General features: G+C 61.1%; 12 protein-coding genes. 6 read left to right on the top strand and 6 right to left on the bottom strand.

The window, feature by feature from the left end:
- The first annotated feature begins 116 nt into the window (after nucleotides 1-116).
- On the top strand, nucleotides 117-476 hold the full coding sequence (locus BUC36_RS06265) for a VOC family protein (protein WP_073272807.1): 360 nt from the start codon (nucleotides 117-119) through the stop codon (nucleotides 474-476).
- A gap of 147 nt (nucleotides 477-623) precedes the next feature.
- Here the strand turns inward: BUC36_RS06265 and BUC36_RS06260 are convergent, their stop codons facing one another.
- Together BUC36_RS06260 and BUC36_RS06255 are read right to left on the bottom strand one after the other, a co-directional pair.
- Nucleotides 624-2,099: a M20 family peptidase gene (locus tag BUC36_RS06260; RefSeq protein WP_073272805.1), complete on the bottom strand. Its 1,476-nt coding sequence runs from the start codon at nucleotides 2,097-2,099 to the stop codon at nucleotides 624-626.
- A 181-nt stretch (nucleotides 2,100-2,280) separates the two neighbouring features.
- Nucleotides 2,281-3,543: a 6-phosphofructokinase gene (locus tag BUC36_RS06255; RefSeq protein WP_073274615.1), complete on the bottom strand. Its 1,263-nt coding sequence runs from the start codon at nucleotides 3,541-3,543 to the stop codon at nucleotides 2,281-2,283.
- A 361-nt stretch (nucleotides 3,544-3,904) separates the two neighbouring features.
- Here BUC36_RS06255 and mpl point away from each other — a divergent pair, with 361 nt between their 5' ends.
- From mpl to BUC36_RS06235, 4 genes are all read left to right on the top strand, one after another.
- Nucleotides 3,905-5,293, top strand: a complete 1,389-nt coding sequence (gene mpl / locus BUC36_RS06250) for a UDP-N-acetylmuramate:L-alanyl-gamma-D-glutamyl-meso-diaminopimelate ligase (RefSeq protein WP_073272803.1) — start codon at nucleotides 3,905-3,907, stop codon at nucleotides 5,291-5,293.
- Between the two features lie 59 nt (nucleotides 5,294-5,352).
- Nucleotides 5,353-5,934 carry a flavin prenyltransferase UbiX gene (locus BUC36_RS06245; RefSeq protein WP_234994954.1) on the top strand — a complete coding sequence of 194 codons (582 nt, stop codon included), beginning with the start codon at nucleotides 5,353-5,355 and terminating at the stop codon, nucleotides 5,932-5,934.
- 25 nt (nucleotides 5,935-5,959) lie between these two features.
- Nucleotides 5,960-6,235 carry an Rdx family protein gene (locus BUC36_RS06240; RefSeq protein WP_073272799.1) on the top strand — a complete coding sequence of 92 codons (276 nt, stop codon included), beginning with the start codon at nucleotides 5,960-5,962 and terminating at the stop codon, nucleotides 6,233-6,235.
- A gap of 115 nt (nucleotides 6,236-6,350) precedes the next feature.
- On the top strand, nucleotides 6,351-8,933 hold the full coding sequence (locus tag BUC36_RS06235; RefSeq protein WP_073272797.1) for an efflux RND transporter permease subunit: 2,583 nt from the start codon (nucleotides 6,351-6,353) through the stop codon (nucleotides 8,931-8,933).
- Between the two features lie 133 nt (nucleotides 8,934-9,066).
- Here the strand turns inward: BUC36_RS06235 and BUC36_RS06230 are convergent, their stop codons facing one another.
- The 4 genes from BUC36_RS06230 to ypfJ form a co-directional block, all read right to left on the bottom strand.
- A complete protein-coding gene (locus tag BUC36_RS06230) occupies nucleotides 9,067-11,907 on the bottom strand; it encodes a TonB-dependent receptor plug domain-containing protein (protein WP_073272795.1) in 2,841 nt (946 codons plus the stop codon).
- A 166-nt stretch (nucleotides 11,908-12,073) separates the two neighbouring features.
- Nucleotides 12,074-13,858 (bottom strand): collagenase, encoded by a 1,785-nt coding sequence (locus BUC36_RS06225; protein WP_073272793.1) that lies wholly within the window; start codon nucleotides 13,856-13,858, stop codon nucleotides 12,074-12,076.
- A gap of 115 nt (nucleotides 13,859-13,973) precedes the next feature.
- A complete protein-coding gene (locus BUC36_RS06220; protein WP_073272791.1) occupies nucleotides 13,974-14,255 on the bottom strand; it encodes a peptidylprolyl isomerase in 282 nt (93 codons plus the stop codon).
- A gap of 63 nt (nucleotides 14,256-14,318) precedes the next feature.
- Nucleotides 14,319-15,239, bottom strand: a complete 921-nt coding sequence (ypfJ, locus tag BUC36_RS06215; protein WP_073272788.1) for a KPN_02809 family neutral zinc metallopeptidase — start codon at nucleotides 15,237-15,239, stop codon at nucleotides 14,319-14,321.
- Between the two features lie 132 nt (nucleotides 15,240-15,371).
- Here ypfJ and BUC36_RS06210 point away from each other — a divergent pair, with 132 nt between their 5' ends.
- Nucleotides 15,372-15,947, top strand: a complete 576-nt coding sequence (locus tag BUC36_RS06210; RefSeq protein WP_073272786.1) for an LON peptidase substrate-binding domain-containing protein — start codon at nucleotides 15,372-15,374, stop codon at nucleotides 15,945-15,947.
- The last annotated feature ends 1 nt before the right edge of the window (nucleotide 15,948 follow it).

Here is a 15,948-nt window from a genome sequence, read left to right as displayed (position 1 = left end):
ACGCTGATGCAGTTGCGTGGATGTGCTTGTAATTCGAAGGCCGGTGCTGATACACCCTTTTGCCCCGTTATCCCGGAAATGTTTATTGCCGGGCTAATCAAAGGAATAATTTCGGAATGAACGAACACGAAAAAATCAATTACGTCGAATTCCCCTCGAAGAATCTCAGTAATACCAAAGGTTTTTTCGAGAAGGCTTTTGGCTGGGTATTTGTCGACTACGGCCCCGAGTACACCGCCTTTTCTGGCCAGGGACTGGATGGAGGCTTTTTTCAGGCCGATACCTGCTCGACAACGGAGCAGGGGGCCGCCCTGGTGGTGTTCTACAGTGCCGATCTGGAAGAGACGCAGCAGAAGGTGGAGGAGGCTGGTGGAGCCGTGATCAAGCCGATTTTTTCTTTCCCCGGCGGCCGGCGCTTCCATTTTACCGAGCCCAGCGGCAATGAGTTTGCCGTCTGGTCAGATATCGACGCCTGAAAAGCCGGTTGGCATTTAGCCGCAGTAGCAGAGCCCGGGTCTTCCGTTTAAAGCATCGGTTTGCAGTGAAGCTGGTTGCCGGAAGATCGCGGGCTTAGTCTTTCTCTCTTCATGGGCACAGCCGCAGATACCGGGTCTGATAGCGTCTTATTCTCGACTGCTTTTTTCGATCAGCAGGCTGTAAAAGTTGGTCGCGTGGACCATATTCTCGATACTGATGCGCTCGTTGGTACCGTGAAAGCCGTGGGTGTCCTCTTTGGTGACCACCATCGGGTTGAAGCGGTAGCTGTCGTCGGCGACGGTCTCGTAGCGGCGGCTGTCGGTGCCGGCGACGGTCAGTCCCGGGGCGATCACCAGCGGGCCGTAGGTTTGTTGCGCCGCCTCGGCGATGTTATTGAAACCCACAGATTCTGTGCTGGAGACGCGCGAGGCGGTATCGGCGCGGCGCACCTTCACTTCCACCCGCTCGTCGTCGATGGCCGCATTAAGGTGTTTGACGATTCCCTCGATACTGTCCCGCGGGTGCACGCGCAGGTTGATTGTGGCTACGGCTTCGATGGGCAAGACATTGTCCTTTACGCTGCCGGAGAGCATGGTCGGTGCGATGGTGGTGTGCAACATGGCGGCAGTGCCCGGTTGCGTGCTCAGGGCCGAATCGATCAGGCTGCCGAACAGCCAGCGATTGGCAAACAGCATCTTTTTGCCGAACGGCATGTACGGCGCTATGGAATCGAACATGTCACCACTGAGTCCCTCGAGTCCACTGGGCAGTGGCGACTGTCGCAAGTTGGTCAGTGCCTTCGCGAGTATGTCGACAGCGGTTTCCTGCGGCGGCATCGACGAGTGGCCACCCTGGCCGCGCGCCACCAGGTCGACGGTCATATATCCCTTCTCGGCAACATTGATACTGGCCACGGTTGCATCGACACCGGGAATAAATCCGCGCAGCAGAAAGGAGCCCTCGTCCAGGCTCCAGGCCAGCTGCACGCCGTCCTGTTTGAGTTTCTCCACCACGGCCGCGGTGCCACTGTCGCCGCCGGTCTCTTCGTCGCTGGTCAGACTCAGGTAGACGGTGCGCTCCGGCTGGAAGCCCTGGGCCAGCAGCAGGGTGGTGGCTTCCATCAGCGCGATGGCCGCGCTTTTATCGTCTAGGGCGCCGCGGCCCCAGATATGGGTGTCGTCTATCGCGCCCTCGTAAGGGGGGTGCTGCCAATCGCGCTCGGTGCCGGGAATCACCGGCACCACATCGTAGTGGGCGGAGAGCAGTATCGGTGCCAGGTCTGCGCGCTTGCCCGGCCAGGTGAACAGCAGTGTGTAGCGGTGTTCCGGGTCAATGCCCAGCCGTGCGGGCGCCATGGCGCTGTGCACTTCGGGGTAGGTTTTTGCCAGCCAGCCGATAAAGGCTTCGAACTGTGATTGAGTCTGTGGCTCTGGCAGCTGGGAGGAAACGGTGCGGAATTGAATGGCCTCCGACAGGTGTTGCGCGATTGGCCGGCCGTCGATAGTGCGTTTCTGTATCGCCACCTCGGCAAGTGGCGGGGCGGTGTAGGTGGCAGTTCGCACCAGCAGCAGCGCCGCGAGCAACAGGAACGTGGTGGCAATTCCCAGCAGGAGTTTTTTCATTGTTATTTCCGTAGTCGGTAGCACTTCCAGATGGCTATCTTATCGATAACATCGCGCCCACCGCATTGGCAGGGCGGCCGGACTTTAGTGGCCATTCAGATCAATCGGTCTCGCCGCTTGCACAAACAAAAAAGCCCCGGCGTGAGCGCCAGGGCTTTCGGGATACGGTGTGAACAGTGGCTTACACCTTGAAGCCTTTATCCAACTTCTTTTCCACCAGCTGTTTCTTCAGCTTCGCGTGTTGCGGTACGCCGTTCTTGTAGGGCGGGTAGTCTTCGCCCTGGATCAGCGGCAACAGATAGTCGCGGCCGGCCTGGGTGATGCCGAAGCCGTCCTCGCTGATGTACTCCTTGGGCATCATTTTTTCCACATTGGCCACTTCGGCCAGCGGCGCCTCGCCGATGGACCAGCCGTATTCGGGGCCGGCGTCGCGGACGATGGCCGGCATGATGGCGTTCTTGCCGGCGACGGCCATCTCCACCGCGGCGCGGCCGACAGCGTAGGCCTGGGCCACGTCGGTGGCGGAGGCGATATGGCGCGCGGCGCGCTGCAGGTAGTCGGCCAGGGCCCAGTGGTATTTCAGGCCCAGCTCGTCCTTGACCATGGTGGCCAGGGTCGGCGCTACACCGCCGAGCTGCTTGTGGCCGAAGGCGTCGGTGGTGCCGGCGTCGGCGAGGAAGGTGCCGTCGGCGTACTGGGCGCCCTCGGAGGCGACGATCACGCAGAAGCCCTTCTCCTCGACGGTCTTCTGCACCTTGGCCAGGAACTTCTCTTTGTCGAAGGCCACTTCAGGGAACAGGATGATATGGGGCGCGTCGCCTTCCTCTTCCTGCGCCAGGGCGCCGGCGGCGGCGATCCAGCCGGCGTGGCGGCCCATTACCTCGAGGATGAAGACCTTGGTGGAGGTGGCACACATGGAGGCCACGTCCATCGCCGCTTCCTTGGTGGACACAGCCACGTACTTGGCCACGGAGCCAAAACCCGGGCAGTTGTCGGTCAGCGGCAGGTCGTTGTCGACGGTCTTGGGGATATGGATGGCCTGGATCGGGTAGCCCATGGTCTCGGACAGCTGGGATACCTTCAGGCAGGTGTCGGCGGAGTCGCCGCCGCCGTTATAGAAGAAGTAGCCGATATCGTGGGCCTTGAACACCTCGATCAGGCGCTCGTACTCGGCCTGGTTCTGCTCCAGGCTTTTCAGCTTATAGCGGCAGGAGCCAAAGGCGCCGGACGGGGTATGGCGCAGGGCAGAGATGGTGTCGACACTCTCCTGGCTCACATCGATCAGTTCTTCGTGCAGCGCACCGAGGATGCCGTTCAGCCCCGCGTAGACATTGCCAATATGGTCCTGATACTCGCGCGCGGCTTCGATAACTCCGCAGGCGGAAGCATTGATCACGGCAGTTACACCGCCAGATTGAGCATAAAAGGCGTTCTTTTTCGACATGGTCATCCTGTTTACTCTACGGTTTACGGGGGCGTCCTGCCCCCTTAAACCTTCGCGCTCCAACCACTGGCGCACAAAATCGTAGGAACGATTTTGGGCAGCTTTACGCTGCCCCGCAGGGCGGAGTCCAAGGATGGACTCCGCAACTCCGCGGACTTGCTGGCAGTTGTGGCGCTCGCATTGGCCGCCGGCCAATGGCGGTAGGTCCTACTACCGCTCGGGGGTTGAGGCTGGCAAATTCGGGGGCGGAGTCTAATGGAATGGCGATGAAATTGCATTGAAACTGGGGTATTTGGCAATTACTGCCGCGATTCGCCGTGTTAAGCTTGCGCGGCAACCAGCAGGAGTACAAATTTCCGCCATGCATATCCATATTCTCGGTATCTGCGGCACCTTCATGGGCAGTCTGGCACAACTGGCCGTAGCCGAAGGGCATAAAGTGACCGGCAGCGACGCCAACGTCTACCCGCCCATGAGTACGCAGCTGCAGCAGGCGGGCATTCAGCTTACCGAGGGCTACGACCCCGCCCAGCTGGAACCGGCGCCGGATCTGGTGATCATTGGCAATGCCCTGTCCCGCGGTAACCCGGCGGTAGAGGCGGTACTGGAGAAGGGCCTGCCCTATACGTCCGGTGCCCAGTGGCTGTGTGATCACTTCCTCGGCGGGCGCTGGGTGCTGGCGGTGTCCGGTACCCACGGCAAGACCACCACGTCGAGCATGCTGGCCTGGATCCTGGAAAAGGCGGATATGCAGCCGGGCTTCCTGATCGGCGGCGTGCCGAGTAACTTCGGCGTATCCGCACGCCTCGGTGAGAGCCCCTTCTTTGTGGTGGAGGCGGACGAATACGACACCGCCTTCTTCGATAAGCGTTCCAAGTTCGTCCACTACCGCCCGCGCACGCTGATCATCAACAATCTGGAGTTCGATCACGCGGATATCTTCGACGACCTGGCGGCGATCCAGCGCCAGTTCCACCATCTGGTGCGCACCGTGCCCGGCAACGGCCTGATCGTGGCATCTGCCGATGACACGGTAGAGGAAGTGCTGCAGCTGGGCTGCTGGAGTGAGGTGCAGCGCTTCGCCACCGAGGCGGAAGAGGGCGTGCGCCTGGGCGACTGGTGTGCGGTGGATATCGCCGCGGACGGCGGCAGTTTTGCGGTCAATTTCCGCGATGCGGAGGTGGCCCGCGTGGAGTGGGACCTGACCGGTCTGCACAATGTGCGCAACGGTCTCGCCGCCATGGCCGCGGCGCGTCACGTAGGCGTGGAGCCGAAGCTGGCGGCGCAGGCGCTGGGCAGCTTCGAGGGCGTCAAGCGCCGTATGGAATGCCTGGGTGAGGTGGCCGGTATCCGCGTCTACGACGACTTCGCCCACCACCCGACGGCGATCGAATCCACTTTGAATGGACTGCGCGCGAAAGTGGGCGATGACAAGATCATCGCCCTGATTGAACCGCGCTCCAATACCATGCGTATGGGTATCCACCAGCAGAAGCTGGCGCAGTCCTGCTCCGGCGCCGATCTGGTGCTCTGGTATCAGCCCGAGGGGATGAACTGGTCGCTGGGGGACGTGGTGCACCACTCCACCGTACCGGCGAAGATTTTTGACAATATCGAGGCTGGCGTAGAATCCGCGGTCAACCTGGCCGAGCCGGGCACGCATATCGTCGTCATGAGTAACGGCGGCTTCGGCGGTATTCACCAGCGCCTGATCGGTGCGCTGGAACAGAAGTACGGTCGCTCGTCCTGACCAGCCACAGGGGATCTGCTTTGGGCCAACCTGAATTCGACAAGACCGTCACCCTGGCGATGACCGGCGCGTCCGGCGCCCAGTACGGCCTGCGGCTGCTGCAGTGCCTGCTCGCCGCCAATGTGCGGGTGTGGCTGCTGCTGTCCGATGCGGCGCGGGTGGTGATCGATACCGAGACCGACTGCCAGCTGCCCGAGGGCGACGAGGACGAGCTGCAGCGCTTCCTCGATGATCGCTTCGGTGCGGCAGCGGGGCAGCTGAAAGTGTTCGGCAAGCGCGACTGGTTCTCGCCGGTGGCGTCGGGCACCGGGGCTCCGGCCAGCATGGTGATCTGCCCGGCCAGTGGCGGCACCCTGTCGGCGATTGCCTGTGGGGCCTCCAATAACCTGATCGAGCGCGCTGCGGATGTGGCCCTGAAGGAGCGCCGCCAGCTGATCCTGGTTCCGCGGGAGGCCCCCTACTCGGAAATTCATTTGGAAAATATGCTCAAGCTGACTCGCATGGGCGCAATGATTCTGCCCGCCAGCCCCGGTTTTTATCAGAGGCCGCAGTCGCTGCAGGATCTGGTGGACTTCGTGGTGGCGCGGCTGCTGGATCAGCTGGGTGTGGAGCAGGAACTGCTGCCCAACTGGGGCGAGTAGTCCAATCAAGGGAAGTTAAGCAGCCGTGAAGCCGACGATCACCATTCACTACTGTGTACAGTGCAACTGGATGCTGCGGGCCACCTGGATGGCCCAGGAGCTGCTGTACACCTTTGCCGACGACCTGGAGCAGGTGGCACTGAAGCCGGGTAGCGGCGGCGTATTTGCAATAGCCGTGGGTGAAAACCTGATCTGGGAGCGCAAGCGCGACGGCGGATTTCCGGGGCCCAAGGAACTTAAAAGGCGGGTGCGGGATCTGTTATTCCCCGAGCGCGATTTGGGTCATATCGACGCACCGTAAAAACTTTTTTAGAAATCGAGAAAAGGGAGAACTTTTTGTTGGTCTCCCTGCGGTCTGTGCGAACAAAATTTTGTCGGCAGGCCGCCAACTATATTCATAATTTAAGCGAAGATTTATGCTGTCAGCTTTCAAGACCTGTTACGAAAACCTGGTAATCCGGCGACCGAAAACCGTACTGCTGTTCGTTCTCCTGTTGGTGCTGGCGGCAGCGCTGGGGTTGCCGCGGTTCAAGCTGGATGCCTCGGCGGACTCTCTCACGCTGGAAGCGGACAAGTCCATCGATTACTTCCGCGAAATCTCCGAGCGCTATGCGAGCGGTGATTTCCTGGTGGTGACCTACCGCTATCGGGACGGCGATCTCTTCACCGATGCATCCCTAGATACCCTGGGCCGCCTGCGCGATGACCTGGCGCAAGTGGGCGGCGTGACCAGCGTGCAGAGCATTCTCGATGTGCCGCTGCTGTACAGTCCCAAACTGTCGATCACGGATATCAACGACGGCATCCGCACCCTGTCCACCCCGGGTACTGACAGAAAGCTGGCGCGCCAGGAGTATCTGTCCAGTCCAATCTATCGCGAGTTGATCCTGAGCCCCGACGGCCAGACCACGGCGCTACTGGTAAACCTGAAGCTGGACAGCCGCGGTATCGAGTTGGTGCGCGAGCGCGATGCTCTGCGTCGCAAGCGCAACGGCGAGGGGCTGACGGAAGCGGAATCTGCGCGGCTGGAAGAAGTGAGTCAGGTTTACCTCGAGCACCGCACAGCGCAGGAGCATGAGTCGCGCGCGCGGGTGGAGGAAGTGCGGGAAATCCTCGCCGGTTACAAGGGCGAGGCAGAACTGTTCCTCGGCGGTGTATCCATGATCACCGCGGATATGATCTCCTTTATTCAGAGCGACCTGGTGGTGTTCGGTACGGGTATCCTGCTGTTTATCATCGCCACGCTGCTGATCATCTTCCGCCAGGTGCGCTGGGTGTTACTGCCGCTGGCGACCTGCGTGACAACCGCGGTGATGATGCTGGGGCTGCTCAGCTGGCTCGACTGGCGCCTGACGGTGATCTCCGCCAACTTTGTTGCGCTGCTGCTGATCATTACCCTGGCAATCACGATTCACCTGGCGGTGCGTTACCGCGAGTATGCCGCGCAGCACCCGGAGTGGGATCGCGAACAGCTGGCGCTGGCCGCGGTACGCTTTATGGCCAAGCCGTGCCTGTATACGGCGCTGACTACCATCGTCGCCTTCGCTTCGCTGGTGGTGAGCGGTATCCGCCCGGTGATCGATTTCGGCTGGATGATGACCATGGGCGTGGCCCTGGCACTGGTGCTGTCCTTCCTGATGATCCCGGCCCTGCTGATGGTATTACCGAAGCGCACCGGCGGAATGAGCGAGGATAATTCCCACGCGTTTACGCTGCTGTTCTCGCGCTTTGCCGAGAGGCACCGCGGTGTGGTGCTGGGTGTTTCCCTGGTGGCCGCCGTTGCCAGTGCCGTCGGCATTTCGCAATTGAAGGTGGAAAACCGCTTTATCGACTACTTCGATGACTCCACCGAAATTTACCAGGGCATGCTGGTCATCGATCGCCGGCTCGGCGGCACCGTGACACTCGATATCATCCTCGACAAACCTGCCGAGGAAGAGGCTGCTTTCGAAGGGGAGGAAGATCCTTTTGCCGTGGGTGGCGACGAGGAGTTCGCCGAGGAGGATCCGTTTGCCAGTGACGATCCGTTCGGCGGTGCCGACGATACCGCGGAGCAGAGCTACTGGTTTACCGTGGGCGGTCTGGCGAAGATCGAGCAGCTGCACGACTATCTGGAGCAGCAGCCGGAAATCGGCAAGGTGCAGTCCCTGGCGACTTTCTACAAAGTTGCGCGGGATCTGAACGGCGGTCCGTTGAATGATTTCGAGCTGGCCGTGGCGCGCACCAGCCTGCCGCAGGAGATCACCGATGTACTGGTGGATCCCTACCTGTCGGTCGAGCACAGCCAGGCACGTATTACGCTGCGCGCCATGGAGACCGATCCGAACCTGCGCCGCGATGAACTGATCCAGCGTATTTACAATTACGCGCACGACGAGATGGGCATAGCGCCGGACAATGTTCACCAGACGGGACTGCTGGTGCTCTACAACAATATGCTGCAGAGCCTGTTCAAATCGCAGATCCTGACTCTCGGGGCAGTATTTGTCGGCATCCTGCTGATGTTCCTGGTTCTGTTCCGCTCCATGTCGCTCGCGATCATTGCGCTGATCCCGAATATGCTCGCGGCCTGTGTGGTGCTCGGTGGCATGGGACTGGCCGGGATTCCGCTGGACATGATGACGATCACCATTGCGGCGATCACCGTCGGTATTGGTGTGGATCACGCGATTCACTATCTGTATCGCTTCCGCGATGAATTTGCGAAGGACGGCGACTACCTGGCGACCATGCATCGCAGCCACGCGACGATTGGTCGTGCCATGTTCTACACCGCGATTACCATCATCGCCGGTTTCTCGATTCTGGCGCTGTCCAAGTTTGTGCCGTCCATCTACTTCGGTCTGCTCACTGCGCTGGCCATGACTGCGGCGCTGCTCGGTTCGCTGACCCTGTTGCCGCTGTTGCTGCTGCTGTTCAAGCCGCTGCCGGCGCCCGAGCCGCGGGACAAGTCGCCGGGAAAGCCGCTGGCGGTCGGGGAGGGCCTGGTTAGCTCCTAATCTGCGCCGCCTAGTAACAAAGCAATTTTAATAGCCGGGTGCCCGCAGGGCATCCGGCTTTTTTGTTTCCGGCGGTTGCCTCCCGAAATAAAAAAGCGCCGCGGATGCGGCGCACAAAGTGGAGAGCGGAGGGTTAGAAGTTCACTGTCACGCCCGCGTACAGGTAGCGGCCGAGCAGTGAGTAGTTGGCAGAGCCGTAGGACGTGTAGGGGTGGTCGGTCCAGCGCTCGTCGGTGAGGTTGTTGATACCCAGGTAGCCCTCGGTACTTTCGGTGAAGCGATAACCGGTCCACAGATTGAAATAGAGGGAGTCCGGGGTTTCCGGGTCCTCGAAACGCTCCGGATTGCCGTTCAGTGAGATGGGCCCGCCCTGGGTGTACTTGGTGGCCAGGCGCACCGTCAGGTCATCGAGGCTGTAGGTGGTGGTGAAATCCCCCTTCCACTCCGGCGTGCTGTAGTTGCCGGCGTAGTCGGTGGTCTCCTCCTGGCCGGTGACGATGTTCAGTGAGGTGTAGGAGCTTTCCAGCTGGCGGGTGGCGATCAGGTTCAGGCGCAGGTCCCCGGGCACCCCGATGGTATCGGCGAGGCTGAACAGATAGTCGGCCTCCAGGTCCACGCCGCGGCGGCGGGAGCCGTCGGCATTGACATAGGTGTCGCGCACCGACAGCACATCACCGTCCGCGGCTCGCTGTACCTGAGCACAGAAATCGTTGTTGATACTCTCCAGATCCACACAGTAGGAGAGATTGGAGTTGGCTCCGAAGCGCACAATCATGTCGGTCAGGTCGATATCGTAGTAATCGACGGACATGTTCAGCCCATCGACAAAACCGGGCGTGAAGACGAAGCCGAGTGTCAGCGTGGTCGCCTCTTCTTCATTGAGGTCCTCGTTGCCTTCGGAAATTACCTGGCCGCGACGCCCCTTCAGGTTGGAGTCCCAGCCGTCTTCGATACCCAGTGCCTGACAGTTGGCCTTGCGCCGCCCGTCGGCCGGACCGCCGTCGATCTGGTCAACGTCACAGGGGTCTGTCAGGCCCGCATAGCCGACGCTGGTGCCGAGGAACATCTCGCCGAGTTGCGGCGCGCGCACCGCCTTGGAGTAGACACTGCGGATACGGAAGCTGTCGTTGAGCGCCCAGTTCAGGCCCGCCTTCCAACTGGTGAAATTGGCGGATTCGGTGGAGTACTCGGCACCGCGCACTGCGGTTTCCAATTCCAGCTTCTTGACCAGCGGCACGTCCGCCAGCAGTGGCACCAGCAGCTCGCCGTAAACTTCCTTGATGCTGCGGCCCTCATCGTCGATGGACGTCTGCTGGGAGCTCAGCAGGCCGGACTGCCAGAGTTCTGATGGCTGGTAATCGAGGCTTTCGTAGCGGGCCTCGGCACCGGCACTGAACATCACGTCGCCAGCGGGCAGTTTGAACAGATCGCCGCTGACATTGGCGTAGAGGCCGTGCTGCTCGACATCCGTGGTGGTGGTATGGCTTGTCATCACATAGTCGATCAGTTCCTGGGAGGCCGGCTCGAAGAACGAAAACTCCGGACAGTTGCCCGCCGCCTCACAGGGACCAATGGTTTCGAAGTTGCCATTGGCAAAGTCGATGTTGAGGCGGTCGTAGCGAAGCTTGGCACCCTGCACCAGATCCGCCTTGGTGTAACCACTGGTCAGGTAAGTGTCCCAGTTCCAGCCGTTACCGAATTCTCCCTGCAGGCTGACACTGGCGGCCAGGTATTCGCGCTCATTGGTATGCCAGCGGGGCCCGGCCTCGTCGAAGGTGTAGGGTATGTTCAGCCAGTTGTCGCCGTAGCTGTCGAGTACACCCAGAACGGAATCCGGCACCGTCATACCGGCCGCCTGCAGGCTTTCCACGGTAGTCCATTCGCCCCAGATGAAATCCGGATCGATTTCGTCGTAGGACTCTGTCTTGGAAAACATCAGGTCCGCGCTCAGTCGGGTGCTGTCGGTGAGATCGAAGTGCACGCGGCTGTAGCCGTTCAGGCGCTCATAGGGCCCGCGGGCCATGTTGTAGGCATTGGGATCGTGGCCGGAGCCATCGATGGCTTTCCAGCCGTCGGCGACACTGGCCGCGGGCGTACGCAGGTTCGCGTCATCCCCTTCCAGCTGGTACCAGTCGAGCCCGCCGACATCGCCGTTCCATACGCCGAAGGTGCTGCCGACGATATTGAAATCCGGGTAGGTGACGCCCCTGACGATCACCTGATCCGGAATGCCATCGTCCGGCCCGGTGTTTTCCGGGTTGGTGACATAGCGCACGCGGCCGGCGGAATCCTTGCGGTCGCGGAAATAGAGCGGGTCTTCTTCGAAGTAATCGATTGACGCGGCGAAGTTGCCGCGGCCGTCGGCAAAGTTTTCACCGAGGGTCAGGGTGATGGCCTTGTTGGCACCGCCGCCGGCTTCGGAGTCGCCGAACTGGCTGCGCAGGGAAATGCCCTCGTAGTCGTCCTTCAGAATAAAGTTCACCACGCCGGCAACGGCGTCCGCGCCGTATACGGCCGATGCGCCGCCAGTCAGCACCTCGACCCGCTCGACCAGCTCGCTCGGGATCATCCCGATCTCACTGATCATGGTGTTGTCGTCGGCGGTGATCTGCACCGGCCGGTGGCCGTTGACCAGCGCCAGTGTGCGCTCGACACCGAGGTCGCGCAGGTTCAGCGCGTTCAGGCCGGAGTTGCCGAAAGAGTAGCTGCCACTGGTGGAATCGAAGCCCTCGCCGAACTGCGGCATGGTGGACAGCACTTCGTTCAGGTTCAGCTCGCCGCTCATCTTGATCGATTCCGAATCGATCACGGAAGTCGGCGAAGGTGTTTCGAATGTGGAGCGCTGAATACGCGAGCCGGTCACCACCACTTCTTCCAGCGCGGCATCGTCAGTTTCCTGTGCGGTATCTGCGAGCGCTGACTGGGTCACGGCGGCGGCTATCGCCAGGGCCAGAAGCTTCCTACTTGGTTGCATGACACTTTCCTCTTTGAAGGTGAATATTATTTTTGTGTGCAGAAGCAAAATCGAGGTTAGCGTTGTTTTACTTTGTGTGCAATAAGCAATTCCTGGGGCGGCGGTGGGGTGGGTATGAATACGATGAAAGAAGCGACAGCGCGGCGGTGCCGCGCTGCCCGATGAATCAGCCCCGGTGCCGGTGCTGTTCGTCGAGTGCCAGGTTTACCGGCTGCAGATAGTCGCGGTACAGGTAGCGATACAGCTGTCGCGGCAGCTGTTCTGTCTGTTCATCGCTGGCCAGCTGCTCCGACTGGTGCTGCAACCATTGATGGAACTGCGGCTGCAGATCCGCGGCCATGTGATCCAGTGTCTGGCGGTAGCCTTCGAAGTTGTCTGTGCGCAGTTGCGCGGCCAGGCGGGGCAGGGCGGTGGTATCGCTCTCCTGCAGGAATCGAATCGCCAGGTAACTCCAGGAATAGACGCGCGCGGTACCGTCGGCGTATTCGGTGGTGAAGATTTCGCCCAAGGTCGGCCATGTTGACGGGCGGCTGCCGGCCAGATCGCGGGCGGCGCCATCGTAGTCGTCGCCGTGGGCAATGTAGTTGGCGAGGCCCTCGGACCACCAGACGAGATGGCTGGGGAAGTGGCCAAAAGCGCCGTACTTGTTGAAGCGGCCGTCCAGGTAGTGCACGTATTCGTGCTGTAGATTCCAGATACCGAATTCGGGCTCTTTCCAGAATGTCTCGAAGGCGATAAAGCGCGCCTGGTTTTCCTCCTGGTCCGGTTCGCCCTCCAGGAACATGCCGCCGTTGTCGGTGCGGATATCGAACAGCAACTGGCCATAGCGGTTGTACTGGCTGTAGTTATCGAACACCACCACTTCCAGCGCGCGATTGTGGTCGTCCGCCACCGGCTTGCGATCGCTGGCCAGTTGGCGGTGGAAACTGTCCTCGCGGGAAAGCAGTTGCCGGCAGGTCTGTTCCAGTTCCGTGTCGCTGATGCTGTTGGCGCGAATGATCAGCGAAGCGGAACAGCTGTGGGTAATTGGCAGTGCCGCATGTTCTTCGGGGAAGACGCAGCGCTCGGGGAAATTTTCGTCACAGGCGCTCTTGCCCCGGTATGAACTCACCAGATAGGGCGTGGTAAACAGCTCGCGACGCGCAATATCGTCGAGACGGTGCAGGTCTCGCGACAGGGTCGCCCAGACTTGTTCGTCCAGTTGCCCGGCTTTCTCCTGCTCCAGCAACGCATGCAGGTTGCCCAGTACCCACAGACTGTGGCGCAGCGGCCAGGCGTCACCGAATCGATCGGCATTTTCGCTGCGCACAAAAGCGAGCAGGGCTGCTGTCAGCGGAAATTCTTCGGTCAGTGCATGTTTTATTGCCGGCAGGCTTTTGGCGTTGTAAGCGAGAAAGCCGAGTGCGCGAAAGTTCTCCCACAGGCTGAACTGTTCTGCGCGACTCAAATCGCCGGAACGGTAGCGTTGCAGAATCGCGGCGACTGTTGGCAGGTGCGCGGCCACCCGGCCGGCCAGCACGTCGCGATCGTAATAGCGGTACAGCGTCACCGCAAAGTGCTCTTGCAGCCGCGCGGCGAAATCACCGTGGGCGCTGAATGCCGGATGTGCGGAGAGTTCCTGCATTGCGCGATCCAGGGCCAGCCAGTGCAGATCGTCCAGCGGCTCCAGCGGGCCAAAGTAGCTGTAGGCGCGCAGGTAATACAGCAGGCGGTCCAGCGCCTGTGGCTCGGCTCCGGGATCTGCCAGCAGCCTGTTCAATTCGCTCACCGCGGCGCGGAAATGCGCCGGGCTGTGGAGCTGGCCCGCCTGCCAGAAATCACTTTGTGGGTTCAATAGTGCCGTGATTTCGGGACTGCGGTCCGATTTCTGCGCGCAGGCGCTCAGGGCGACGAGGGCCAGGGCGAGGCAAATATGTGTAGAAAGCAGCGTAAGTTGGCGGTATCCATACATGGCGGTCTCCCGATTTTATTTATTTTGCATGCAATAGCATAAATAATCGGAAGCGCGGGAGGCAACAAAAAAGCCGCGGCGGTACGCGGCTTTTTTGCGTGGGCGAAGTGGGCGATCAGTCGCTGCGGCTGGTGATCTCCAACAGGTGGTAGCCGAACTGGGTCTTGATCGGGCCGTGCACCTTGTTCAATTCACCGGAAAAGACCACCTTGTCGAACTCCGGCACCATCTGCCCCTGGCTGAACTGCCCGAGGTCGCCGCCGGAGCGGCCGGACGGGCAATTGGAGTGCTGCTGGGCGAGTGCGCCGAAGTCGGCGCCGCTTTCCAGTTGCTTCTTCAGGTCCAGACATTTCTCTTCGCTGTCGACCAGTATGTGGCGCGCTGTGGCTTTCGGCATGAGGATTCTCCATAAATTGAATTCACGCGCAGCAGCTTAGTGCCTGCGGGCGGCGACTGCCACTCACTGCCGCCCGGCGAGAGCGGCAAAGGTGTTGCACTGGTTGACGTCGCCGGTCGTAAAACCGCGCTTGAACCAGTAAACCCGCTGTTCGGCGCTGCCGTGGGTAAAGGCATCCGGGGACACCGCGCGCCCCGAGCGCCGTTGCAGACGGTCGTCGCCCACGGCGGCGGCTGCGGCCAGGCCCTCCTCGATATCCCCGGGTTCGAGCATCTGCCGGTCACGGTGTGCATAGAAAGCCCAGACGCCGGCGAAGCAGTCCGCCTGCAGCTCCAGCATCACCGACAGGCGATTGGCCGTTACCTCGTCGGACTGCATACGCGCCTGCTGAACTTTCTGCGATGTGCCGAGCAGGTTCTGCACGTGGTGACCGATTTCGTGGGCGATCACATAGGCGAAGGCGAAGTCTCCCGGCGCGCCGAGTTGCCTCAGGTCGCCGAGAAAGCTGAGATCCAGATATACCCGGTTATCGCCGGGGCAGTAGAAGGGACCTACCGCGGCGGTGTTGAGGCCGCAGGCGGAACGGACGGCGTCGTCGTACAGGACGAGTTTGGGGGGAACATACTGGGAGCCGGCGGTCTGGAACAGCTTGCCCCAGGTGTCCTCTGTGTCCGCCAGCACCACCGACACAAAGTCGGCGACTTCATCGCCGGGTGCCGCCTGCGTACCGGTCTGCCCCTGCTGGTCTGGCCCAAGGGCCGGCGGTTGCGTCTCCCGCGGCGCGCTGTCGAACAGGCGGTCGCCGCCAAAGAAATAAAATGCGGCCAGCAACCCCAGGATTACCCAGCCGGTCTTGCTGCGCAGCAGCAGCGGCGCCAGCGCCAGCAGGTTGCCGAGCCCGCCCGCACCGCCTCCCATGCCGGGAGTCGACTCTCCACGACGGTCTTCAACATTGCTACTTCTGCGACCCTTGCGCCAACGCATGGGGACTACTCCAAGACGTTCTTTCCAATGAGTCTAGACGAGTTGGCATAAAATTCTTTTTTGTGGCCGCTCGAAGCACCAGGCACAGATGGTATCTTTAAAAGAACAAGCGACGATAACCGAGGGCAAGTTTTGCCACAGATTCCCCTGTTCCCACTCAACGTGGCGCTGTATCCCGGTGTGACCCTGCCATTGCGCATCTTCGAACAGCGCTACCTGCACCTGGTCAGTGAAACCCTGAAAACCGATTCGGGTTTCGGTGTGGTGCTGATCCGCTCGGGTGGTGAGGTGGGGCGCGCCTCCGTGTGGCCGCTCGGGGTCTACGTGAAAATCGTCGACTGGAGTCAGGGGGAAGAGGGGCTGCTGCACGTGCTGGTGTCCGGTCAGCGCCGCTTTCGCATCGTCAGCACCAACCGCGCCGAGGATGGCCTGCTGCTCGGCGAAGTGGAGTGGCTGCCCGAAGAGGAGCCGCAGCCGATACCGGCCGAGTGCGACGGCCTGCTGGCCGTACTCGAGGAGTTGAAGCAGCACGCCTCGATGCTCTCCCTCAAGTTTGACCCGGTTGACTCCGCCGACGCACTGTCGTGGCAGCTGGCCCAGCTGCTGCCGCTGGACGACAAGGTGCGAGTGGAGCTGCTCGCCATCGAGGATCCGCTGGTGCGTCTGGCCGATATCGCCGCGAGCCTCGACCGCTGGGCGCAGGAGTAAG

The sequence above is a fragment of the Microbulbifer donghaiensis genome (genome assembly GCF_900129095.1).
GTDB classification, from domain to species: Bacteria; Pseudomonadota; Gammaproteobacteria; order Pseudomonadales; family Cellvibrionaceae; genus Microbulbifer; species Microbulbifer donghaiensis.
The sequence above is the reverse complement of the archived record's forward strand: the minus strand, read 5'-3'. Positions and strand labels throughout refer to the sequence as shown.